The organism is Kribbella sp. NPDC004138 (genome assembly GCF_053603655.1).
This window is the reverse complement of the sequence record NZ_JBSGFZ010000010.1, coordinates 24543-46083: the sequence shown is the minus strand read 5'-3', so window position 1 is coordinate 46083 and position 21541 is coordinate 24543. Positions and strand designations below refer to the sequence as shown.

At 69.0% G+C, this 21541-nt stretch carries 25 protein-coding genes; 12 read left to right on the top strand and 13 right to left on the bottom strand.

Going from position 1 to position 21541, the window contains the following annotated elements; genetic code table 11:
- Positions 1–49: 49 nt before the first annotated feature.
- On the bottom strand, positions 50–1054 hold the full coding sequence (locus ACWEOO_RS16050) for a magnesium and cobalt transport protein CorA (RefSeq protein WP_363717480.1): 1005 nt from the start codon (positions 1052–1054) through the stop codon (positions 50–52).
- A gap of 129 nt (positions 1055–1183) precedes the next feature.
- Here ACWEOO_RS16050 and ACWEOO_RS16045 point away from each other — a divergent pair, with 129 nt between their 5' ends.
- Together ACWEOO_RS16045 and ACWEOO_RS16040 are read left to right on the top strand one after the other, a co-directional pair.
- Positions 1184–2140 (top strand): 2-hydroxyacid dehydrogenase, encoded by a 957-nt coding sequence (locus ACWEOO_RS16045; RefSeq protein ID WP_452143606.1) that lies wholly within the window; start codon positions 1184–1186, stop codon positions 2138–2140.
- Between the two features lie 82 nt (positions 2141–2222).
- The gene (locus ACWEOO_RS16040) at positions 2223–3647 is read left to right on the top strand and encodes a serine hydrolase domain-containing protein (RefSeq protein ID WP_452143605.1); all 1425 of its coding nucleotides are present in this window, start codon (positions 2223–2225) and stop codon (positions 3645–3647) included.
- On the opposite strand, the gene ACWEOO_RS16035 is transcribed toward ACWEOO_RS16040, so the two are convergent.
- A complete protein-coding gene (locus ACWEOO_RS16035; RefSeq protein WP_363717482.1) occupies positions 3644–4528 on the bottom strand; it encodes an RNA polymerase sigma-70 factor in 885 nt (294 codons plus the stop codon). The two genes, ACWEOO_RS16040 and ACWEOO_RS16035, sit on opposite strands and share 4 nt — an antisense overlap.
- 169 nt (positions 4529–4697) lie before the next feature.
- Here ACWEOO_RS16035 and ACWEOO_RS16030 point away from each other — a divergent pair, with 169 nt between their 5' ends.
- The gene (locus ACWEOO_RS16030; protein WP_452143604.1) at positions 4698–5186 is read left to right on the top strand and encodes a carboxymuconolactone decarboxylase family protein; all 489 of its coding nucleotides are present in this window, start codon (positions 4698–4700) and stop codon (positions 5184–5186) included.
- On the opposite strand, the gene ACWEOO_RS16025 is transcribed toward ACWEOO_RS16030, so the two are convergent.
- Both ACWEOO_RS16025 and ACWEOO_RS16020 read right to left on the bottom strand, forming a co-directional pair.
- Positions 5183–5698 (bottom strand): DinB family protein, encoded by a 516-nt coding sequence (locus ACWEOO_RS16025; protein ID WP_452143603.1) that lies wholly within the window; start codon positions 5696–5698, stop codon positions 5183–5185. The genes ACWEOO_RS16030 and ACWEOO_RS16025 overlap by 4 nt on opposite strands.
- A gap of 63 nt (positions 5699–5761) precedes the next feature.
- Entirely contained in the window at positions 5762–6175 is a 414-nt protein-coding gene (locus ACWEOO_RS16020) for a VOC family protein (protein ID WP_452143602.1), read from the bottom strand.
- 121 nt (positions 6176–6296) lie between these two features.
- Between ACWEOO_RS16020 and ACWEOO_RS16015 the strand changes: the two genes are divergently transcribed.
- Positions 6297–6671 (top strand): VOC family protein, encoded by a 375-nt coding sequence (locus tag ACWEOO_RS16015; protein WP_359931546.1) that lies wholly within the window; start codon positions 6297–6299, stop codon positions 6669–6671.
- Between the two features lie 247 nt (positions 6672–6918).
- On the opposite strand, the gene ACWEOO_RS16010 is transcribed toward ACWEOO_RS16015, so the two are convergent.
- Complete coding sequence (locus tag ACWEOO_RS16010) at positions 6919–7293, bottom strand: nuclear transport factor 2 family protein (RefSeq protein ID WP_452143601.1); 375 nt, start codon at positions 7291–7293, stop codon at positions 6919–6921.
- Between the two features lie 195 nt (positions 7294–7488).
- On the opposite strand from ACWEOO_RS16010, the gene ACWEOO_RS16005 reads away from it, so the two are divergent.
- The 3 genes from ACWEOO_RS16005 to ACWEOO_RS15995 all read left to right on the top strand — a co-directional run bounded on the left by ACWEOO_RS16005 (position 7489) and on the right by ACWEOO_RS15995 (position 11263).
- A complete protein-coding gene (locus ACWEOO_RS16005; RefSeq protein ID WP_452143600.1) occupies positions 7489–8277 on the top strand; it encodes a hypothetical protein in 789 nt (262 codons plus the stop codon).
- Between the two features lie 44 nt (positions 8278–8321).
- Entirely contained in the window at positions 8322–9077 is a 756-nt protein-coding gene (locus ACWEOO_RS16000) for a hypothetical protein (RefSeq protein WP_452143599.1), read from the top strand.
- 293 nt (positions 9078–9370) lie between these two features.
- Entirely contained in the window at positions 9371–11263 is a 1893-nt protein-coding gene (locus ACWEOO_RS15995) for a heparinase II/III domain-containing protein (RefSeq protein WP_452143598.1), read from the top strand.
- Between the two features lie 98 nt (positions 11264–11361).
- On the opposite strand, the gene ACWEOO_RS15990 is transcribed toward ACWEOO_RS15995, so the two are convergent.
- The 4 genes from ACWEOO_RS15990 to ACWEOO_RS15975 are packed head-to-tail and all read right to left on the bottom strand — an operon-like array spanning position 11362 to position 13524.
- Complete coding sequence (locus ACWEOO_RS15990) at positions 11362–11946, bottom strand: mycothiol transferase (RefSeq protein WP_452143597.1); 585 nt, start codon at positions 11944–11946, stop codon at positions 11362–11364.
- Between the two features lie 42 nt (positions 11947–11988).
- The gene (locus ACWEOO_RS15985; RefSeq protein WP_452143596.1) at positions 11989–12372 is read right to left on the bottom strand and encodes a hypothetical protein; all 384 of its coding nucleotides are present in this window, start codon (positions 12370–12372) and stop codon (positions 11989–11991) included.
- 25 nt (positions 12373–12397) lie between these two features.
- Entirely contained in the window at positions 12398–12958 is a 561-nt protein-coding gene (locus ACWEOO_RS15980; RefSeq protein ID WP_452143595.1) for a GNAT family N-acetyltransferase, read from the bottom strand.
- A gap of 8 nt (positions 12959–12966) precedes the next feature.
- Positions 12967–13524 carry a DinB family protein gene (locus tag ACWEOO_RS15975; protein WP_452143594.1) on the bottom strand — a complete coding sequence of 186 codons (558 nt, stop codon included), beginning with the start codon at positions 13522–13524 and terminating at the stop codon, positions 12967–12969.
- Between the two features lie 93 nt (positions 13525–13617).
- Between ACWEOO_RS15975 and ACWEOO_RS15970 the strand changes: the two genes are divergently transcribed.
- Complete coding sequence (locus ACWEOO_RS15970; RefSeq protein WP_452143593.1) at positions 13618–13821, top strand: hypothetical protein; 204 nt, start codon at positions 13618–13620, stop codon at positions 13819–13821.
- 135 nt (positions 13822–13956) lie between these two features.
- Entirely contained in the window at positions 13957–16800 is a 2844-nt protein-coding gene (locus tag ACWEOO_RS15965; protein WP_452143592.1) for a glycosyltransferase, read from the top strand.
- On the opposite strand, the gene ACWEOO_RS15960 is transcribed toward ACWEOO_RS15965, so the two are convergent.
- Together ACWEOO_RS15960 and ACWEOO_RS15955 are read right to left on the bottom strand one after the other, a co-directional pair.
- The gene (locus ACWEOO_RS15960) at positions 16797–17201 is read right to left on the bottom strand and encodes a hypothetical protein (protein ID WP_452143591.1); all 405 of its coding nucleotides are present in this window, start codon (positions 17199–17201) and stop codon (positions 16797–16799) included. The genes ACWEOO_RS15965 and ACWEOO_RS15960 overlap by 4 nt on opposite strands.
- 655 nt (positions 17202–17856) lie before the next feature.
- Positions 17857–18426, bottom strand: coding sequence for a TIGR03086 family metal-binding protein (locus tag ACWEOO_RS15955; protein ID WP_452143590.1), 570 nt, complete (start codon positions 18424–18426; stop codon positions 17857–17859).
- 64 nt (positions 18427–18490) lie between these two features.
- Between ACWEOO_RS15955 and ACWEOO_RS15950 the strand changes: the two genes are divergently transcribed.
- The gene (locus ACWEOO_RS15950; RefSeq protein ID WP_452143589.1) at positions 18491–19234 is read left to right on the top strand and encodes an AraC family transcriptional regulator; all 744 of its coding nucleotides are present in this window, start codon (positions 18491–18493) and stop codon (positions 19232–19234) included.
- Positions 19235–19397: 163 nt separating this feature from the next.
- Here the strand turns inward: ACWEOO_RS15950 and ACWEOO_RS15945 are convergent, their stop codons facing one another.
- The gene (locus ACWEOO_RS15945; protein WP_452143588.1) at positions 19398–19637 is read right to left on the bottom strand and encodes a hypothetical protein; all 240 of its coding nucleotides are present in this window, start codon (positions 19635–19637) and stop codon (positions 19398–19400) included.
- Positions 19638–19750: 113 nt separating this feature from the next.
- Here ACWEOO_RS15945 and ACWEOO_RS15940 point away from each other — a divergent pair, with 113 nt between their 5' ends.
- Both ACWEOO_RS15940 and ACWEOO_RS15935 read left to right on the top strand, forming a co-directional pair.
- Positions 19751–20131 carry a hypothetical protein gene (locus tag ACWEOO_RS15940; protein WP_452143587.1) on the top strand — a complete coding sequence of 127 codons (381 nt, stop codon included), beginning with the start codon at positions 19751–19753 and terminating at the stop codon, positions 20129–20131.
- Positions 20132–20301: 170 nt separating this feature from the next.
- On the top strand, positions 20302–21033 hold the full coding sequence (locus ACWEOO_RS15935) for a DUF4253 domain-containing protein (RefSeq protein ID WP_452143586.1): 732 nt from the start codon (positions 20302–20304) through the stop codon (positions 21031–21033).
- A 132-nt stretch (positions 21034–21165) separates the two neighbouring features.
- Here the strand turns inward: ACWEOO_RS15935 and ACWEOO_RS15930 are convergent, their stop codons facing one another.
- Positions 21166–21471, bottom strand: coding sequence for a YrhB domain-containing protein (locus ACWEOO_RS15930; protein ID WP_452143585.1), 306 nt, complete (start codon positions 21469–21471; stop codon positions 21166–21168).
- Positions 21472–21541: the final 70 nt, after the last annotated feature.

Genomic DNA, 21541 nt, shown 5'->3' with positions numbered 1-21541 from the left:
ACGCCCAGCATCCGCCGGGTAGCGGCCGGGAGGTGGCCGCTACCCGAGGTCAGGCAGCTTGCCGTCGGGCTGCCCGTTGACGGCGGAACCAGATCGCCAGCGCGATGCACGGGACGAGCAGCCCGCCGATCCCCAGCACCAGGAAGTCCCACTCGGCTCCGATCCGGTCGACCAGCCAGCCGAAGTTCTGGCCGAAGAAGCCGGTGACGAAGGTCAGCGGCAGGAAGACCGTGGCCAAGATGGTCAGCTGCTCGATCGTCGCGTTCTGCCGGACGCTGACCTTGGTCTGCTCGACGCCGATCACCGCCATGTTCGCCTCCAGGACCGTGGCCAGCAGGTCACGCTGGGCGGCGACCTCCTCGTTCACCAGTACCAGGTGGTCGTGCACGTCCCGGAAATACGGCAGGAGCGGGGTGGAGCGGGCGTCGCGCTCCAGCGTGGCGAGCACCGCGATCAGCGGGTGCACGGCGCGGTAGAAGTCGGTCACCTCGCGGCGCAGGAAGTAGATCCGCTCCGTGGGCGCGACGGAACCCGCGAACACGGTCCGCTCGACCTCCTCGATGTCGCGCTCCAGCTCCGCGACCACCGGACCGTACCCGTCGACGACCTGGTCGAGGATCGCCCAGAGCACCGAACTGGTGCCGCACTCCAGCAGTTCGGGCCGTTGCTCGAGGCGGATCCGCGCGCCGTGCAGGTCGCTGGCCACGCCCTGGCGGACCGTGATCACGAACGACGGCCCGACGAAGACGCTGACCTCGCCGAAGTCGACCTCCTCGCGCTCGTCGTCGTACCGGGCGGTGCGCAGGATGACGAGCCGGATGTCGCCCTCGTACGGCTCGACCTTGGGGCGGAGATGGAACGTTTGCGCATCCTCGACGGCCAGCTCGTGCAGGCCGAAACTGTCCCGGACCTCGGTCAGTTCCTCGGTGCTGGGCTCGTGCATGCCCAGCCAGACGAAGCCGCCGGCCCGGCAGGCCGCGGCGGCGTCCGCGACCGACATCGCCTCGACGTGCTGGCGGCGTCCGTCCCGGTAGTAAGCGCAGTCGATGATCATGATGGCCTCCTGTCCCGATGGTCGCCGCTCGGGACGCCGGGGCAACAGGGTCCGGGCGGAACTTCGGGTTCCGTTCAGATGCTGGTCGGGTTCCTGGCACCGGTCGCGGCCGTCGACAAGGATGAGGCCATGGGACTACCAGTCGTGCTGATGCCAGGACCGATGAACGACGCCGTCGCCGCCGGGTTGGAGGGTCAGTGCGAGCTGATCCGGCTGTGGGAGGAGAGCGACCCGGACGCCGTCATCGCGGCCCGCCGGGACGAGATCGTCGCCGTCGCCACCGGCGGTACGGCGATCGACGGGCCGTGGCTCGACCGGCTTCCGGCCGTACGACTGGTGGCGAGCTTCGGCGTCGGGTACGACCGGATCGACGCCGCGGCGGCCGCCGAGCGCGGCGTCGTCGTCACGAACACGCCGGGCGTCCTGGACGACGAGGTCGCCGACACCGCCCTCGGGCTGCTGCTGATGACGGTGCGCGAGCTCGGGCAGGCCGAGCGGTACCTGCGCGACGGCCGGTGGGCCGACGGCCGTCCGTACCCGTTGACCCGCGCAACGATGCACGGCCGCCGGATGGGCATCCTCGGCCTCGGCCGGATCGGGCAGGCGATCGCCGACCGCGTCCAGCCGTTCGGCATCACCGTTGCCTACCACAACCGCAACGCCAAGGACGTCCCGTACGAGTACTACCCGTCGCTCGTCGAGATGGCCGCCGCCGTCGACGTCCTGATGATCGTCATCCCCGGCGGCGAGAGCACCCGCCACCTGGTGAATGCCGACGTACTCGAGGCGCTCGGGCCCGAAGGCATCGTGATCAACGTCGCCCGCGGCACCGTGGTCGACGAGCAGGCGCTCGTCGACGCCCTCCGCACCAACACCATCCACGCCGCCGGCCTGGACGTCTTCGAACACGAGCCCAAGGTCCACCCCGACCTCCTCACGCTCCCGAACGCAGTCCTCCTCCCCCACGTAGGCTCCGCGACCATCCCCACCCGGAACGCAATGGCCGACCTGGTCGTACAAAACCTCCTCACCTACTTCTCCAAGGGCACCCCACTGACCCCCGTCCCCGAATCCGCAAACCTCTGAATCAGGACCGGCCGTTGGTGGTCGCTGCTCTCGCCAGGAAAGTCACGCGCCAAGCGTCCCCCGTCCGGCTTAGGGTGCATGGGTGTCTGGTCATGGTCAGGTGTTGCCGCGGTCTTCGCCGCGGGGGTCGGGGATGTCGGCTCGCGCGGTGGGTCTGCTGCTGGATCGGCTTGAGGAGCGGGGCGTTGAGTGCCACTCGCTCATGGTCGTCCACCGCGGGCACGTCGTCGCCGAGGGCTGGTGGGCGCCGTACTCCGCCGAGCGCCCGCAACTGCTCTACTCGCTGACCAAGTCGTTCACGTCCGTCGCCGTGGGACTCGCGATCAGCGACGGACTGCTGTCGCTGGACGATCGGGTGGTCGACGTACTGCCCGACCGTGTTCCGGACGGTATCTCGGAGCGGGCGCGCCGCATCACGGTCCACCATCTGCTGTCGATGACAGTCGGGAACCGTGAGGACAGCCTGACCGAGGCGTGGCAGCTGGAGCCGGACGATCTGGTGAAGGGGTTCCTCAGGACACCGTTCCCGGACCCCGAGGGCACCCGGCACGTGTACGACAACTCGACCACGTACGTCCTCGCGCGAATGGTCGAGAGGGTCACGGGCCGCGACCTCCCGGGGCTGCTCGACGAGCGGCTGTTCAGGCCGATGGGGATCGACCACGCCGAATGGGACCGGGTGGCGAGCGGCGCCGCGTTCGGGTTCCACGGGCTGCACCTCACGACCGAAGCCGTCGCCGCGTTCGGCGAACTGCTGCTGCGCGGCGGCCGCTGGGGTGACCGTCAGCTCGTCCCGCGCGACTGGGTGGACCTCGCGACCAGCCGGCAGATCGAGACCCTGCCGCTCCCGAACTGGTCGCAGAACCCCGATTTCCTCCGCGGGTACGGCTACCAGTTCTGGATCTCGCGCCACGGCTACCACGGTCACGGCTCCTACGGCCAGTACTGCGTGGTGGTCCCGGAACACGATCTGGTGATCGCCGCGACCGGCGCCGTCGACCCCACCGACGCGCTGCCGGGCCTGTTCTGGGAGTGCCTGTTCCCGGGCCTCGACGATCCGGGAACCGCCGAGTACGACGAGTTCCTCGCCGAGCGCCTCCAACAGCTGTCCCTCCCGCCAGTCACGGGTTCGACCGGCCCGCGGCATCCTGTCGAGGCGAAGGCCGACGGCTCCGCAGCCGACTCACCGCTGACCGACGGCACCGCGGTGCTCGTCGAGCCGCTCGACGGCGGTTGGCTCGTACGCCTCGGGGACGCGCTCGAGATCGCGGTCGGCCACGGCGAGTGGCGGGAGAGTTCACCCCTCGGCCGCCCGATCGTCGCAACCGGCGCCTGGCAGGACGACAGGTTCGTCGCCGACATCTACGTCATCACCACTCCGCACCGCATCCGGCTGGTTGTCGAGGCCGGTACGGCGGTCGCCGCCTGGAACGTCGTTCCGCTGACCGGCCCCAGCCTGGCATTGCATGTCACGGCACCGCTCATGACCCGCCCAGACGTCAGTTAGCGGGTCAGGAAGGTCTCGTCGGTGAGGTGGGACAGCTTGGCGGGGTTGCGGACGGCGTAGAGGCCGGCGATCTTGCCGTCCTCGACGTGCAGGACGGTGACGGTGTCGACCTCGTCGGTGAAGCGCAGGACGAGGGCCGGCTGCCCGTTGATCTGGGTCGTCTCCAGCGAGCCTTCGGCCAGGCGTTCCACGGCCAGGGCGAGCAGGCGGGCCACCTTCTCGGCGCCGACGACCGGGCGCGGGAGCGCCTGGACGACGCCGCCGCCGTCGCCGAGGAAGACGACGTCGGGCGCCAGGATGTCGACCAGGCCCTGCAGGTCGCCGGTATTCACAGCGCGCTGGAACGCGTCGATGGCATCGCGGGTCTGGTCGGCGGACACGACGCCTCGCGGGCGGCGGGCGGCGACGTGGGAGCGGGCCCGGTGCGCGATCTGGCGGACGGCCTCAGGGGTCTTGTCGACGGCTTTCGCGATCTCGTCGTAGTCGAGGCCGAACACCTCGCGGAGGACGAAGACCGCGCGTTCGGTCGGTTTGAGGGTCTCAAGGACCAGCAGCATCGCCATCGAGACGCTGTCGGCGAGCTCGACGTCCTCGGCGACGTCCGGCGCGGTGAGCAGCGGCTCCGGCAGCCACGGTCCGACGTACGACTCCTTGCGGCGGCCGAGCGTGCGCAGGCGTTGCAGGGCCTGGCGGCTGGCGATCCGGACCAGATAGGCACGCTGGTCCAGCACCGTGTCGAGGTCCACACCGACCCACCGCAGCCACGTCTCCTGCAGCACGTCCTCGGCGTCCGCAGCGGAACCGAGGAGCTCGTAGGCGACGGTGAACAAGAGGTTGCGATGAGCAACGAAGGCCTCGGTGGCCCGGTCGGTACCGGTCATGGGCTGGACTCCCTCGTACGCACGGATGACACCCACCAGATGCCGCCCGGCCGGATCCTGTGACAGCTGCGTCCGTATGGCGCTCGTCACGTCGGCGGACCGTCACGGGGACCGGGCCCGCGGCATCTCGTGTTCATCCAGTAGATCCCATGAGTGAGGACGACGAACGATGGAACCCCGTATCGACCTGATGCAGAACGAACTCGGCGGCAAACTGGCGAAGCGGCTGTTCGCCGTACACACCCTGCTGCAGCAGACCGGTCTGTCGCACACCACCCAGAACCTGGTGATGCTCCGGGCCAGTCAGATCAACGGGTGTGGAAACTGCATCGACATCCACGCCAAGGAGGCCGCGGCCGAGGGCGAGACCGCGACCCGGCTGCACCTCGTCGCGGGCTGGCGGCACTCGACCGTCTTCACCGAGGAGGAGCAGGCCGCGCTGGCGCTCACCGAGGAGGCGACGCGACTGTCCGAACTCCCCGGAGGCGTCTCGGACGAGACCTGGGCCAGGGCGAGCAAGTACTACGACGAGGACCAGCTGATCGCGCTCGTCACGCTGATCGCGATGATCAACGCGACCAACCGGCTCGCCGTGACGCTCAACCAGCTCGGAGGCTCCTACGAGCCGGGCTTGATGTCGGCGGTCGCGGGCAGCTAGACCGGCGTCTCGTCCAGGTCCCAGATCCGCCGGCTGGTCCAGGCGTACTCCCAGGCCTGGATGTCCGGCGGCTCGATGCCGAGGCCGGTGAGGATGGCGCAGACCTGCTCGCGGTGGTGGTTGGCGTGGTTGATCGCCTGCGCGACGAAGATGCCGGCCCGCGTGCCACGGGTGTTGTCGTCGACGATGATCACGCGTTCGACGTCGAACGGCTGGGTCAGGAAGTACTCCCAGAGATCGCCGGCCTCGGCGTTCCAGCGGGCGAGCGTCTCCAGATCGGCGGCCGGTTCGCTGTCGACGAAGTCGAGCGGCCGGTCCGCGATCCCGCGCAGGTAGCTGCCGTCGCAGCGCACGATGTGGTCGAGCGTCGCGAGAATGCCGCCGTACGTGCCGACGCCGGTGATCTGGAGCTGATCGGCGGTCAGGTTCTGCGCGCGACAGAAGTCGATCAGACTGCCTGTCGCCCAATTGTTGTGCCGGATGGGGTCGTAGAGCACGTCGTTGAGTCCCATACCGGCCCAAGGTAGCCGCGAGGCCTCCCCGGGGACACCGGATTTCCCCGGGGAGGCCGAGCCTCAGCCCGCGGCGGCGATGTTCACCATCCAGTTGATGCCGAACCGGTCGGTGACCATGCCGAACTCGTCGCCCCACATCTGCTTCTCGAGCGGGACCGTCACCTTGCTGTCGCCGGTGGACAGCTTCTCCCAGTACCCACGCAGCTCGTCGCCCTCGCCGCTGAGGCTGATCGCGATGTTCTGACCGGGGTTGTACGGCATGCCCTGCGGCGTGTCGGACGCCATCAGTGTGAACCCGCTCGGGGTCTCGAGCTGGCTGTGCATCAGCTTCTCGTCGTCCTCCGGACCGTGACCGGCGCCGAACTCCTTGAAGGTGTTCGCGGACAGGTCACCGCCGAAGACGCTCTGGTAGAACTCCATCGCGGCGCGTGCGTCGCCGTCGAACTGGATGTACGGATTGAGCCGGGATGCCATCGGATTGTCCTTCCCCCATCTCGGCCGGACCTTCTGGCCCGGCCCCCATGCTCCGCACAGTAGACCCGGCCACGGACAGTTCGCGACCCTTGGAAACCCGCCGTCCGGTTAAGGTCTGGCCATGATGTTGCGACATGTCACGATCGATGCCGGGAACCCGTACGAGCTGGCGCAGTTCTGGAGTACCGTGACCGGCTGGCCGGTGGCGGACGGGGACGAGCCGGGCGACACCGAGGTGCTGGTGCAGGCGCCGGCACCGGTGCCCGGGCTGCTGTTCATCGCGGTCCCGGAGGGAAAGACGGTGAAGAACCGGGTGCACTTCGACTGGGCCCCGACCGAGCGGACGCGGGACGAGGAGGTCGAGCGGATCCTCTCCCTCGGCGGCACCGTCCACGAGGACCACCGGGTCCCCGACGGCCGCGGTTGGGTCACGATGAAGGACCTGGAAGGCAACGAGTTCTGCGTCGAGCGCAGCGAGGCGGAACGGGCCGGCTGATCAGCCCGGCGGGCGGGACGGGAAGCGGTCCAGGTTCGCGCGGGAGCGGGGCCGCGGATCCTCGTTTTCTCCTCGCCCGCCTTCCACACCGCGCACACGCCGTACGCCGGGTTCCGCGCGACGAACTCCCACGCGAGGATGTGACAGGCGCCCGCGGCGAAGAACGCCTGGTCCGTCCGCCGCCAGGACAGCTCCTGGTCGGCCCGCTCCTCCGGCGTCCGCCGGAACATTCCTGCCGGCCGGTACATCAGCTCAGCGCCGTCGCCTGGGACCAGCGGATCTGCCAGCCGGCCGTCGTACGCCGGTAGCAGTCGAGGTGCCAGGCGTTGAGCGGGCCGGGTTCACGGCCGTTGACGCCGATCTCGATCGCCGACCGGTAGCGCAGGACCGCGACCGCGCCGTCGACCATCACGTCGATGTCGGTGATCGGCTCGAACCGCCGATACAGGATCTCGCCGGTCTCGATACCGCCCAGGTACTCCGCCTTCGTCCAGGCGTGGCCGCTCGGCGTGACGATGACGAAGTCCGGCGCGTGGATCGCGTCGGCCTCCGGGATCCGGCGGGCGACCAGGTGCGACAGGCGGGTGCGTTCGAGGTCGCGGAGGAGATCGGCTTCCGGCATGACCGAAAACCTACCCACGATCCGGCTCTTCGGAGATGCTGGTCCGGGGAACCGGGGGTTCGCTCCGAACACGTGGGGGGTAGGAGCATGCAGCGAATGCGGGGGTCGCCGCGTCATGTCAGTGTGCGGAGACGACGGAGGCTGGGGGGCGTCGCGGTGGTGGACGACATACAACAGCGGCCGAGGCACGAGCGGGTGTCCGTGCTGCGGAAGTTCCTGGGGTCGGTCGCCGCGATCGGAGTGACGCTGCTCGTGCTGGCCCTGCTCGGCGCGGTGTTCGTCGTCCTCGAGCCGCGGTCGACGAGCGCCGACAGTACGGTCGGCGGTTCGTACAGCGTGCCGTCCAAGGGCCCCGGGCGCTGGGGGTCGGGGACGCTCGGTCCGTGGGACGGCCTGGCCCGCAGGATCTCCCCCGAGGACGAGATCCGCGACGTGCTCGCGTTCGACGGGATCTTCATGTTCGGCGACAGCATCGCCGTCCAGGACAGCGCCGCACTCGAGCGGCTGCTGACGGATCGCACCGGCGAGTCGATCGCGATCCACGACTGGTCCGGGCAGCCGGCGTCGGCGGCCGTCGACGCGCTCGCGGAGTGGTCGCGCGACTACGGTCTGCCGCGGCGGATCGTGATGGCGGTCGGGACGAACGACATCTTCGACCCGCCCGCGTTCGCGGCCCAGGTCGAGCGCGCGCTCCGGATCGCCGGCCCGGACCGGACCGTGTACTGGGTGGACGTGTACGTGGCCCGCACCAAGCAGCCCGACGCCATCCGCGATGCCGACCTCGCCAACAGCACCTGGATCAACCAGCAGCTGCAGGACGCCGCGCTCCGGCACCCGAACCTGCGGATCATCGACTGGTCGGGCTTCCTGATGTCCCAGCCGGACCGCCCGGCCGAGTACCTGCGCGACGGCGTGCACACCAGCCGGCCGGCCGGCGGCGCGGCCCGCAACGAACTGATCGCGGACGCGCTCCAAAGCCGGTAAACCTCGCAGCCGGGCTCCGCGTGAAGGATTGCGAGGAGGTGGGCATGTCCATCAAGCGCTGGTCGGTCTCGGCCTTTCTGATCGTGGTCCTGACCGCGTTCCTCCTGACCCTGCTGCATCTCGAGGCGCCGGCCGCACACGCGAAGGCGGCGCCACCGGCCGTCGACCCCGGAAGCTACGGATCCGGCACGCTCGGGTCCTGGCAGGGAGACAACCACGTCATCTCGGACAGTGCGGCGGTCCGCGAGACGGTCAAGAACAACGGCGTGGTGCTCTTCGGCGACAGCATCGCCGTCCAGGACGGTGACGCTCTCGGCCGGCTCCTCGGACAGCAGCTGCACACGTCGTTCGCGCAGTACAGCTGGGCCGGCCAGCCGACCTTCGCCGCCGTCGACGCGATGGCGGTCTGGGCCCGTGAGTACGGTCTGCCGCGGCGGATCGTGATGGCGGTCGGGTCCAACGACATCTTCGACCCGCCGGCCTTCGCGGCCCAGGTCGAGCGCGCACTCCGGATCGCCGGGCCGGACCGGACGGTGTACTGGGTCGACGTCCAGGTCTCCCGGACCGACGAGCCCGCCGCGGTCCAGGTCGCCGACCAGCGCAACAGCGCCTGGATCGACCTGCAACTCGAACAGGCGGCGCTGCAACACCCGAACCTGCGGATCGTGCACTGGGCCGAATTCCTCGCGGCCCATCCCGAGCGGCTGCACGCGGATCTGCGCGACGGCCGGCACACCACCGTCCCGGCCGGGCAGAACGCGCGAAACACCCTGATCCTGCAGGCGATCCGGCACAGCTGACGCTGCCGGTGCGGCCAACCGGAACCGAAGTCGGCGATCCGAAGCAACTTTTCCGGCCGCTCGCGACATCTATGAGGTAGAGGAACCATTCCGACCTCGGGGGGAACCGATGGCGACGTACCTGACAGGAGCCGGCCGGCCGCAATTTTGATGCCGGGCGCAACCTTCGACGAGCTGCCGCACGTTTCCGAGGTACCACGCACACCACTTGACCTTGTCCCGGGGATCGCCCCACCCGAATTCAGGTCTATGCCAGAATAGGCATGCCCTCGGGCATGCGGGGAGGACCCACGATGCCCGCGAGACATCTGCGCACCACCGGTGCGACCCTGCGACTCACGATCACGCTGCTCGTGAGCGCTGCGGTGCTGGGCGCCGTCCTGGTGATCCCGTGGGGCGGTTCCGAGCCCGAGGCAGCGCCGGACCCGACCGTGAGCCACACCCCGGAGCCGCCGACCCCGCCGCCGGCACCGGCGCGGCAGAACGTCTACACCTGTCCGGCGTACAGCGGGATCGACTCCGCGAACCCGGTCGCCAACCTCGTCAAGGACACCTTCACCTGGGGTACGACGCCGCCCACCAAGGTCGGCGACGGCAAGGGGAACGTCGACTGGCGGATGAACCCGGACAAGAACCCCAGCTGGTACATGTGGCTGCACTCGCTGCGGTGGCTCGGGCAAGGGATCAACGCGGCCGCGAAGGGCGACAAGGCCGCGCTGCAGCGGGTCAGCGCGATCGCGCGCGACTGGGTCAACGACAACCCGTACTCGTGGAAGTCGGACGTCGGTGCGTACGAGTCGACGATGCACCGCACCAACGTGCTGATCTGCCTGCGGCAGGCGGTGCTGTCGGGCCTGCGCGTGAGCAAGCTGCCGACGACGTACGCCCGGCTGGACAAGACGCTGCTGCAGCACGCCTGGTTCCTGCAGAAGAACTACAGCGGCGACTGGAACCACGGCACCGACGAGAGCCTGGCGCTGTTCGGCGTCGGCTGCACGTTGAAGCGGGACGACCTGAAGAAGGTCGCGACCGACCGGCTGACCAGCGCGATCAAGACCTCGATCGACACGCAAGGGTCGACGAACGAGCAGTCGACGGCGTACGCGCAGTTCAACTACGCGCTCTGGGGACGGGCCATCGACGTACTGCGCAAGTGCGGGGCCGACCCCGGTACGACGATCACGGCGCGCCGGCGGGAGCTCGCGAAGTGGCTCGCGCTCGCGACCAACTCGCTCGGGAACCTGCCGCAGATCGGCGACTCCGAGGTGGTCCGCACGGTGCCCGTCACCGGGACGGTCCTGGAGTACGCCGGGACGCTCGGCGCGCGCGGGATCCGGCCGACGCAGCGGATCGGGATCTTCGACGCCGGGTACATCTTCGGGCGGACCGGCTGGGGCGAGAAGCGGCCGTTCACGCAGGAGTCGACGTACAGCATCCGGTTCGGGCCGGCGCGGAAGCTGCACGGGCACGAGGACCACACGTCGATCACCTACACGTCGCGCGGGCGGGACATCCTGATCGACGGCGGGCACTCCGGATACAAGTGGGACGACTGGCGGAGCTGGGCAAAGAGCCAGTTCGCGCACAACGAGCTGACCGTCGCGTCGACCGCCGCCGAGCACCCGGACACCAAGCTGGTGCGCTCGTCGATCAAGGACACATCGGAGTTCTACGAGCTGAAGGACAAGCTCGGAGCGGTCGACCGGACGCGTGGCGTGCTGGTGCTCAAGGACCCCGATCTGATGGTGGTGCTGGACCGCGGGACGTCGGGTTCGGACCAGCAGTACTCGACGCTGTGGCACCTGCCGGCGGACCAGAAGGTGGTTGTCAGCGGCAATGATCGGGCGGTGGCGGCGCGGCCCGGCGAGCGGGTGAAGACCACGCTGCTGCAGATCCCGTTCCAGCAGGAGACCACGCCGATCGAGGTGACGACCGGGCAGCAGACTCCCGTCCAGGGGTGGCACTACCTGACGATCGACAAGCGGGTACCGGCGCCGGTGGTGAAGTTCAACCGGGCCGGGCACGACGCGAACATCCTGTCCGTGATCGCACCGAGCCGCGCCAACGCGGCGGTGTCGTACACGACGTCGTGGCAGGGGTCGCGGATGATCCTGAACCTCACCGTCGACGGCGTCACCACCACGGTCGGGGTGTCCGAGGACGGGACGCTACAGCGGATCAAGTAGGTGTGGCGGATCTCCAGCACTCATCAATCGCCGGTTTCGGCCCGCGCTGAGCGTGGACAGCGCCGAATAAGGCGAGTTGTGTAGTGCTGGAGATCCGCTCAGGCCTTCTTGGCGCCGACCGGTTGCCAGTCGCGCGGCGGGTCCTCGCCGACCCTGCCGTCGACGGCCTCGCGGATCAGGTCGGCGTGGCCGGTGTGGCGGCCGTACTCCTCGATCAGATCGCAGACGAGCCGGCGCAGACTGGGGTGCCGGCCGTCGGGCCAGCTGATGTGCGCCGGCTGGCCGAGCCCGCCGTCGGCGATCGCTGCCGTCAACGTCTCCCGCGAGCGGGCGACCGCGCCGTCCCAGAGCGCGTACAGCTCCGCCGGCGTGTTGTCGACGGCGGAGTTGAACTCCCAGTCGTTGTCGTCCCGCCAGCCGTTGTCGAGCCACGGCCCACCCATCGGCTTGCCACGGAACTTCACGTCGAACATGTAGTCCTCGTTCGCCGCGAGATGCTTCATCAACCCGCCGAGCGTGATCGACGACGCCCCGATCCGCGTGTTCAGCCCGTCCGCGTCGAGTGCGTCCACCTTGTACCGGAACGTCGTCCGCAGCCGGTCCAGCGCCCCGACCAGATGCTCCGCCTCACTTCCCGCCAACGGCGGCTCCCACCACGGCGAAACCCACTCATCCTCAGCCATACCTGCACCGTAAACCCCATTCCGGACGGTCTCCTTCCGGAACTAGTCGCCGACAGCGCGAGCTTCCTGGTCCAACCGGCGGGCGGTGCGTACGCCCCAGATCACCATGCCGACGACGAACGCCATGCCGGCCACCGACACCGCCCTGATCGGCCAGTCCGGGATCGAGATCGCCGTCCAGCCGAGCGCTGCGAGCACCGCGAGAGTCATCGCACCGCCGAAGACCGCACTCAGCACAACCCGCGCCTTGGTCCACGGTTGGGGCCTCGGCGGGTTCTGCGCCAGCCGGTAGGCGCCGAACGCGAATGCGACGGCAAGGACGGCCGGCAGGACCGCGCCCAGCGCGTCACCTGCCAACCCGTTCGCGACCGCCGCAACAACATTGCCCGCCACGGCCACCCACAGCAGAACCGTCAGTCCCCTCATGAGCTGATGGTAGGCGGCGGGACGCTCACAGCGTGCGCCGTACGACGACGTTGCGCCTGGCTGTGGTGCGGTTCTCGGCGTACGGCGTGAAGCCGGCGCCGAGGAACGTGCTGAGTACGCCGCGGCCTGGGTCGCCGGGCATCGCCTTCACCGGGTAGGCCTCGACGATCCGGGCGCCTGAGGTCCGCGCGTACTCGACGGCCGCGTCGATCATCGGTGCGGTCAGGCCGCGTCCGCGGTAGCCGCGCTTCACGAACAGGCAGTTGATCGCCCAGATCGTCTCGTCGCCGGGGTCGTCGATCGGCAGCGTCCGCGAGTGCATGATCGCGTAGTACGCCGCCCGCGGCGCGACCGCGCACCAGACCGCCGGCCGCGCGCCGACGTACCCGATCAGCCCGACCGGACTGCCCGCCTCGACGAAGCTCTGCAGCGCGGCGCGGTTCTCGGCGTTTCCGTTCGCGGCCACCTGCGCCGACGGCAATCGACGCGCCATGCACCAGCAGCCGCGGGTCCCGCCGCTCGGCCCGAACAGCTGGACCAGGTCGCCCCACCGCTCCTCGTCAACTACCCGAGCCACGAACTCCATCGGGGCACTCATCGGCCGCGAGCGAGGCGTAGATAGAGGTCGCGGAGCAAGCAGATCTCGGCGCCGTGGTGGATGAGTTCGACGTTCGAGTAGAGGATGACGCGCGCGATCGGCTTGTCGGCGAACGCGGGCGGGGCGGTGGGACCCTGCGGCTGGGCGAGGCCGTCGCCGCCGAGGCGCCGTACGCCGTCGAGCCACCGCGCATACCCGTCGTCGAGCTGCTGCAGCGCCTCATCGGCGGTCCCCGCGAACTCGAACGTCGCGAGATCGGCCGCCGGGCCGCCGAACCGCTTCGCGTTCGACTCCGCGAATCCCTGGATCAGATGCCCGAGCCGCCAGGCGATCGTGGTGACCGGCTCCGGATCCGCCGTCTCGCCGTAGTCCCAGGTGAACTCCCCCGCGCCGAACGACAGCTGTGCACGGCTCGTGCCCCGACGGCTGAGTGTCCAGCAGCCGTCGACCGGCTCCCAGAAGTACTCGTCGTCGGTCAGCCCGTCGAGCCTCGGCCGCAGCCGGGCCTGCCAGTGCGCGTCGATCTGATCAGTGACCTCGGCATTCCAGTCCACACCGGATGGTATGCGCGGCTAGTGTCCTCAGCCATGAAAACCGAGCTCGGATCCGTCGCCTAGCCGCCCGACCCGATCGAGACCGAGCGTCTTGTGCTCCGCGAGCCCGAGGCTCGTGACCGTACGGCGCTCATCGAGCTGCGCGCCTCGCCGGAGGTCGGCACGTACATCGGCGGCCCGCAGCCCCGCAACGCCGCGTCGATGCGCCTGGCAACCAAGCTCGGCTTCACCGAGGTGGAGCGCTACGAGGCCTGGGGTGCCGACCAGTGGCTGGGCGTCTGGTCTCCCCCTGCTTGAGCCAGATCAATGTCAAAAGCTGCAATTTGCCGCGGATCTGCAACCATCTCCCGCTCTCACGACATCTAATGAGGTGTAAGAGGTCTAGTCCTGATCTCCCGCAGGGGAGCAGGAGCACGTGGGGGGAACACCGCAGTGGATCGCAACACGACCAAGGGTCGGGCTGAGCAGGCGGCGTCGCCGGGCGGGGCGGCGTCGCCACAGGACGGGATGCCGGCGCAGGACGGGATGCCGGCGCGGCTCGACGCGCCTGTCCGGCTGCTCGTCGGGCCGGCCAACTTCGCGGGGCAGGGCACCCGCTGGGCCCGCGCGCTCGAAAACCGGGCAACCAACACGAAAGCGACGTCGTTCGCGTTCTTCAAAGGCGTCCTCGACTATCCGGTCGACTACGGCGTACCGGCCCGTACGTACCGGCGTAACCCCAGGTGGCGGCTGAACTTCTACAACCACGTCGTACGCAACTACACGCACGTGCTGCTCGAAGCGGCCCGCCCGATCTTCGGCCCGTTGCACGGCCCGGACGGGTCCTTCGAGATCCCGCACCTGCTGACCAAGGGCCTGCACGTGGCGCTCATCGCGCACGGTTCCGACGTACGGATTCCCAGCCGGCACGTCGAGACCGAGCCCTGGTCGCCGTTCCCGGACCTCGAGGACGAGACGGTCGAGCTGCTCGAGCGCAACGCCACCCGCGCCGCGGAGCTGTTCACGTCGTACCCGGGCCAGGTGTACGTCTCCACGCCCGACCTCCTCGACTACGTCCCCGACGCGGCGTGGTGCCCGGTGATCGTCGACGTCGACGCCTGGCGCAGCGACGCCCCGGTGCTCGAACACGAGAAGCCTGTCGTGGCGCACGCGCCGAGCAAGTCGGCCATGAAGGGCTCGGAGCTGATCGACCCGATCATGGAGCGCCTCGCCGAGCGCGGCCTGATCACGTACCGGCGGGTCGAGGGGATCGACCCCGCGGACATGCCGGCCGTCTACCGGGACGCCGACATCGTTCTCGACCAGTTCCGGATCGGCAGCTACGGCGTCGCCGCCTGCGAGGCGATGGCCGCGGGCCGGGTCGTGATCGGCCACATCGCGCAGCACGTACGCGACCGCGTCGCCGCCGACACGGGGCTCGACCTCCCGATCGTCGACGCGACACCCGACACCATCGAGCAGGTCGTCCTCGACCTCATCGCGGACCCGGAGCGCGCCCGGGCGGTCGCCGCGCGCGGCCCGGCGTTCGTCGAGAAGGTGCATGACGGCCACTGGTCGGCCGAGGCGCTGGAGTCGTTCGTCGAGCAGCCGGCTCCGGTGCCCGTCGACTGGAAGCCGTCGTGGATCCGGCCCAAGGTCGTCATGATGGCCGGCAACGACATCGTGTCCGACGCCCGCGTGCTCAAGTACGCGCAGACGGTGGCCAACTGGGACCTCGACGTCACCTGCATCGGCATCCCGGGGCGTCGGCTCCGGGGCGTTCGCCAGTTCGGCAAGGTGCAGGTGATGTGTCCGCCGATCCCGTCGAAGGTGCTGCTGACCGGGTGGCGCAGACGGCTGACGATCGTCAAGGCCAACCTGAGGCCGTGGTTCAGCACCGAGGCCGAATACCTGCTGGCGTACAGCCGCTGGCAATACGCCAGCCGCGAGCTCCGTGCCGAGCGAGGCCGCGACCGCCGCGATCACGAGCGCAACGAGTCCGGGCGGGTACGGCGTTCCCTGCTCGAGCGGCTGCAGCGTGCGGTGCGTTGGCGCACCCTCCGGCTGCACCGCGCCGTACTGCAGGCCCGGGCGTACTTCGTCCGCCGCCCGCAACGCGACGTCGACCTCACCGACCTCGGGATCGGCAAGCGCCGCGCGCGGTTGCTCGCCCTGCACCGCCGCCTGCCGACGGGCCGCTGGCGACGGGTGATGCCCGAGGTGATGGACCAGGAGCTGACGCTGGGCCCGCTGCTCGACCGCCTCCTGATCGAGGTGATCCACGTGCACGACGTGTTCATGCTCGGCATCGCGGCACGCGCGGCGCACCGGGCGGCGCTGGACGGGCGGACGGTCAAGATCATCTACGACGCCCACGAGTACATCCCCGGCGTACCGGTGGTGGCTCCGCGCCGGGTCGCGGCGTACAGCGATCTCGAGCGCGAGTTCATCCGCGACACCGACCGCGTCATCACGGTGTCGGAGCCGCTGGCCCGCTGGCTGCAGCGCGACCACAAGCTGGCCGCAGTGCCCGACGTCGTCCTCAACGCACCGGTCGAACCGCCCGCGGACGCCGAGGTCACTGGGGTGCGCGAGCTGCTCGGGCTGTCGGAGGACGTGCCGCTGCTCGTGTACGGCGGGGGCGTCAACCGGGCCCGCGGCGTCGGGACGGTCGTCGAGGCACTGCCGCAACTACCCGACGTACACCTCGCGATCGTCGCGCGGGCCAACTCCGTCACCGCGGAACTGCTGGCACGCGCCGTCGAGCTGGGCGTGAGCGACCGCGTCCACCTGGCGCCGTTCGTCAGCGCCGAGGTCGTGCCGCTGTATCTGCGCTCGGCGAGCATCGGCCTCAGCCCGCTGCTGCACGCGCCGAACCACGACATCGCGGTGACGAACAAGTTCTGCGAGTACATCGCGGCCGGCCTGCCGATCATCACCAGCGACACTCCCGCACAGGCCGATCTGGTGAACGAGCTCGACCTCGGTGCCGTCTACCCCGCGGGCGACGTGGACGGCCTCGCCCGGGCGATCAGCGCCGTACTCGCCGACCGCGACCGCATCGCCAAACGCATCGCCGACGACCCGGACCTCCTGCACCGCTTCTCCTGGTCCGCCCAGGCCGAGGTCATCCGATCCGTCTACACCGAAGTCATGGGCGAACTCCCCGCCGCCGCCTGGACGCCCACCGCCACCGTCGTACACAAACTGATCCCCGGCCCGCCCGAGCCCCCAGAAACCAGATGGCACGCCTTCCGCAAAGCCCGAGCCGAGAAGCTCGCCTCAGACGGCGCCTAGCAGTATTCCTCGACGACGACCAAGGACCGTTGGTCGTCAGCTTTGAATTCAGCGGCCACGAACTCGGTGTGATCGCCGGGCGCGCGTCCATCTCCCGAGGTCTTCAGGTAGGGCCGGATAGTCGCGACGAGGTTCACCCGCTCCGCGGTCGGTACCTCCTTGACCTCGTCGAGGTAGACATGCAGCACAGGCACAGCCGGGTCGCGCACCAAATGCTCCAGGCGGCTCCACCGCAAGTCGCCGCCCCGCATCCGCCAGAGCACGCCGCTCTCGTCGACCAACCAGCGGTCCCGGATCGGCGACCAGACCTCGACCGCCTCCCCGCCGCCTCCTGCAGAACCACGGACCTCCTGGACCACATCAGCAACAGCCTGCTGCTCCGTCTTCCGCTTGTGCCCCATGCACCCATCATGAGGCGTCCAGCACTCGGAGGCACCGAAGGCGACCGAGGCCGCGAACGACGAACCCCCAGCGCCGGAGGATGACCTCTGACCTGGGGGCCTGGTGGAGCCGCCTGTCGGAATCGAACCGACGACCTTCTCACTACGCGGAGCGCGAGATTCCCCATGCGTGTCCGCAGGTGCACCGGGCGCCGGCCTTCTGATCCGTAGGAGCCTGCACGGGCTCGCTGCTACCCCGCCCGAATCCCGAGAAACCCCCATCGGCTTGTGGTGTGGGCGCGGCCGTGTCATCTCTCCCGCCGGGCGCGAGCGGCCGGCGCCTGCTGCGGCGCCCACCGCCCCGCCTGACACCTGCTTGTGCACCCACCAACCAAAACCCTCGTCGAGGATTGGTTGGTGGGTGCTCAAAGTCAGGCTGGAGGGATCACGCGGGCGGCGCGATGCTCCAGATGCCGCGGCCGTGGCAGGGTCGTGGGGTATCACCGAACTGAACGGTCACCAAAGCCCTGGCTGATCGTCCGAAGCCAGAAGCGACGTCCGGGACGACAGCGGCTGGCGCGCCAGGCGTTACGCCGTGTGCACCCTAGTGCGCGAGCGGCGCACCCTCCGACTCCATCTCGGATGGTGCGCCGCTGCTCAGAGCCGGAGTCGAGAACTACGCCCAGCTGGGATCCCGGCCGGTGAGGCCGAGGATGCGGTCCAAGGTGGTCGCGTCGGCCGGCACCGCGACCTGCGGTCCGTACATGCCCATCTCCCGGCCCTGCTCCACGCCGGCGAACATCGTGTCGTGCAGATGCGCCAGCAGGTCGGCGGGCAGTTCCAGCCGCTGCCCGGTCGCGACCGCGAGGTCCCAGCTGTGTACGGCCAACTCGCCGATGATCATGTTGCCCATGACGGGCGCGGGCAGCATCTGCGGCGTGCCCATGCTCGTCTCGCCGGCCCAGGCGCTCGGCGGCGCCCACGACGACGTGATGTCGTCCAGCAGCGCGAGCAGGCGGCCGCGCCAGTCGTCGGCTGCCAGGTCGACATCGGACTCGGAGGTCGCCGGCTGCGGAACGGACTCCTTGCGGCCGGCGCCGGCGAGCGACGGGCCCCAGAACAGCAGGTGGTTGACCAGGGCCCGCACGTCGTACTCCGTACATGGAGTCTTGTTGGCGAGCTGGTCGTCGGTGATGGTGTGGGCAACTGCGGCCATGGCCTCGGCCGCCTCGGAAACGTGTGACATGGCGGCGATGCTAGGCAGCGTTGGCCGGAGGGGTATTGAACAAAGGCGACATACACTCGGCCGGGTGGGACGGGACGTTCGTGAGCTGGCGAGTGCGTGGAGCAGGTATCAGCGTCACGCGTTTCATGACCCGTCGCCGGCGCTGGCGCCATGGGTCGAGCGTTACTGGGAGGCTCGCTGGGATTACGCCGAGCCCTACCGGCAGAAGATCGTGCCGTACCCGAACGTGCACCTGTCGTTCGGCGGCGGCCGCGCGGACGTCAGCGGCGTGTGCAGCGGGCACCAGATCAAGGTCCTCGAGGGCCGCGGCCACGTCTTCGGTGTCGCGTTCCGGCCGGGCTGCTTCCGCCCTTTTCTCGGTGCCTCCGTCTCGATGATCACGGACCGCGTCGTCCCGGCGACCGAGGTGTTCAATACGGACCTGCCCACCGTCCTCGACGTGCCGACCATTGATGCGTTCCTGCTGAAACACCTGCCGGACGACGACGCCCGCGCACGCCAAGCGGTGGCCGCGGTCGAGTTGATCGCCAAGGACAAGGGCATGACCAGAGTCGAACGCCTCGCCGGCGAACTGGGGCTGAGCATGCGGGCGCTGCAACGGCTGTTCGCGGAGTACGTCGGCATCGGCCCCAAGTGGGTGATCCGCCGCTACCGCTTGCACGAGGTGACCGCACGCATGGCCGCCGCCCGGCCGATCGACTGGGCCGCACTGGCGGCAGACCTCGGCTACGCCGACCAGGGCCACTTCATCCGCGACTTCAAAAACATGTTCGGCGAGCCACCGACCTGGTACGCCCACCGGTATTAGTCAAGGGCGTCGAGCGCCCAGCCCGCGTCCCCCGGCATCGTCCGCCGACTGATCTGCGCCCCCCGCCGCCAGCTGATCTGCAACAGCCGCCAGCGCGGATCGCGGCAGATCCGGTAAAGGTGGCTAAGGGGCGCGTGGTACGAGTTGCGCGACGCTCCGTTGATTAGCGGCGGCGCGGTTGGGCGTCGTAGTAGACGGTGATCGTCAGGTCGTCCTCGCCGGCAGTGACGTTCGACTTGAAGGTAAGGTCCTCCACCTGAACATCGCCGAACGAGTCCAGGGTGTCGGCGACCCTACGCAGCAGCGCTGCCACATCACCAGAGCCGCTGCCGGACGGGTTCGACTGCGAGAAGTGCCGGATGGTCCAACCCGCATCTACGGAGGGCGGTCGCTCGTCTGCCACGGCTGGAGTGTTTCACGGCTAGGTTCACGTGTCGGCTCATCGGCATGAGCGCGCTTCACACTCGGCAGCAGATGCGCGTGCGCGCTCGACATCCACCGTGGCACTGTTTGCCTGTGTCCTTCGATGTCTACTTCCAGCGGTTCCGAGACGGTGACGCGGAGCCGGGTGGCGGCGAACGAATGCGTGAGGTGCTCGATCGTTTCATCGGCCGCGAGGAGCCCGAGCACTCATTCCTGCTCGTGGACTATCACGACGGCTCGGCAGACGTCTACCTCGACGGCGACAGCATGATGGCCAACCACATCACCGGACAGAAGCCGTGGGAACTGCTCGTAGAAGGAGCGCGTGCGGCCGAGTGGGTGATCATGCCCGTCGGCTGTCCGACATGCCTCACCGACGAAGCTCAGCACATCCACCTGCCAGAAAGTCTCAATAAGGACGTAGCGTTGGTCCGCACCGGAGAAGAGCTCCTCCACGTGATCCGATCGTGCTGACAAATCGGCCCGGCTGAACGCTCTGACAGCGGCAGATCCGGACGTTGATCGGGCCGAGTGACACCAGTGTGCGGCGAAAGCTTCTCCAACGATTTGCTTGTCACGATCCCATGGATCATCGTCGGGGCGTGACAGAGACCCCGGATGGCCCGCTCTTTCCAGTAGCCGCGGTGCCGGGCTTGCCAAGCCTGCACACGACCACGACTACGCCGCTGGGTGCGCGGGTGTTCGGGTTCACCGCGTCGGGCCATGGCGCACTCGACTGGTGGCGCCGGCTGCGAGAGGCTCACGCCGCGACGGGCTATTGGCCGGTCCTGATGGGTCACGGAGATCCTGAGTACTTGGCGAACTCGTACGAGTACGCCGACCCGGCTGGCAACATCGCGCTGGCCGACACCCTGGACGGCACGAGCATCCTCACCGCTCGAGGTGAGGACAAGTTGCGGATCTACGGCCCGGAGCTCGCGGCCACCACACTCGCCGAACTGCGCGGGGAAGGCGATTGGCCCGATCAGGCACACCGACCAGGTTTCCGCCTACCCTTCGGACCACATGGCGAACCGCAGCCGGTGACCATCGCACTGGTGCCTGCGGCGGCCGGTTGGCAGGTTCCGGCCGTCTTGCACTGCGGAGGGTGGAACGAGTACCCCACTCCAGCGGAGCATGCCGCGATTCTGCGCACCTGGGAGACCCGGTATGGCGCGGAACTGGTCGTGCTGACCGGCGCAACTGCGGAGTTCGCGGTCGCCCGCCCACCGCGCACCAAACCAGAGGCTCTCGCTCTGGCATGGGAGTACTTCGTCTACAACAACGGCTATTACGACCTCTACGGCGCGGACAACCTCACCCAGCTTGCCGCCAGTCTCCTCGCCGCACCAGTCTGGCTCGCGTGGTGGGACTGAACACACTCCGACCACCCTCCACCGCGCTCACCACCCGATCACGCAAGTGTCCGGAACTCGGCTGATCCGTGCTTCACGGACAGCGGCATGTCCGCGCGTCGGGAATGACCGCGCGGCGTAGCGTGCTCGGTCTCAAGTCGTCGAGGGGTCGATGTCTTCGTTATCAAGCCAGGCCCTGAACTTCGCGTACTCGGTCGGCGCTGAGCGGTACAGGTGCACCTGACCGGTGGCCTTTTCGACAACGAACGGGCAGGCGCCGACCAGTAGGTCTCGGAAGTCTTGTGTGCGAAGCCAGCGACGCGTTGCCACGTGAACTACCCACGCCCGGGAGTGCTCGTCGACCTTCCACACGACGACTTGCTCGTCGGGCTTTGCCGGAGGCGGCCAGTCGGCCAGAGCCGCATCAACTGCGGTGCGGGCCTCGCCCTCGTCGATCACGCAGTCAACATAAGGCAGTCCCTAGGGACGTCCGCAACTCGGCAGTGCCGTGCTTCACGGACAGCGGCAT

Coding starts and splice junctions, on each gene's coding strand:
- ACWEOO_RS16050 (WP_363717480.1), bottom strand. CDS start 1,054: ATGATCATCGACTGCGCTTACTACCGGGACGGACGCCGCCAGCACGTC.
- ACWEOO_RS16045 (WP_452143606.1), top strand. CDS start 1,184: ATGGGACTACCAGTCGTGCTGATGCCAGGACCGATGAACGACGCCGTC.
- ACWEOO_RS16035 (WP_363717482.1), bottom strand. CDS start 4,528: ATGACCGGTACCGACCGGGCCACCGAGGCCTTCGTTGCTCATCGCAAC.
- ACWEOO_RS16030 (WP_452143604.1), top strand. CDS start 4,698: ATGGAACCCCGTATCGACCTGATGCAGAACGAACTCGGCGGCAAACTG.
- ACWEOO_RS16025 (WP_452143603.1), bottom strand. CDS start 5,698: ATGGGACTCAACGACGTGCTCTACGACCCCATCCGGCACAACAATTGG.
- ACWEOO_RS16020 (WP_452143602.1), bottom strand. CDS start 6,175: ATGGCATCCCGGCTCAATCCGTACATCCAGTTCGACGGCGACGCACGC.
- ACWEOO_RS16015 (WP_359931546.1), top strand. CDS start 6,297: ATGATGTTGCGACATGTCACGATCGATGCCGGGAACCCGTACGAGCTG.
- ACWEOO_RS16010 (WP_452143601.1), bottom strand. CDS start 7,293: ATGCCGGAAGCCGATCTCCTCCGCGACCTCGAACGCACCCGCCTGTCG.
- ACWEOO_RS16000 (WP_452143599.1), top strand. CDS start 8,322: ATGTCCATCAAGCGCTGGTCGGTCTCGGCCTTTCTGATCGTGGTCCTG.
- ACWEOO_RS15995 (WP_452143598.1), top strand. CDS start 9,371: ATGCCCGCGAGACATCTGCGCACCACCGGTGCGACCCTGCGACTCACG.
- ACWEOO_RS15990 (WP_452143597.1), bottom strand. CDS start 11,946: ATGGCTGAGGATGAGTGGGTTTCGCCGTGGTGGGAGCCGCCGTTGGCG.
- ACWEOO_RS15985 (WP_452143596.1), bottom strand. CDS start 12,372: ATGAGGGGACTGACGGTTCTGCTGTGGGTGGCCGTGGCGGGCAATGTT.
- ACWEOO_RS15980 (WP_452143595.1), bottom strand. CDS start 12,958: ATGGAGTTCGTGGCTCGGGTAGTTGACGAGGAGCGGTGGGGCGACCTG.
- ACWEOO_RS15960 (WP_452143591.1), bottom strand. CDS start 17,201: ATGGGGCACAAGCGGAAGACGGAGCAGCAGGCTGTTGCTGATGTGGTC.
- ACWEOO_RS15955 (WP_452143590.1), bottom strand. CDS start 18,426: ATGTCACACGTTTCCGAGGCGGCCGAGGCCATGGCCGCAGTTGCCCAC.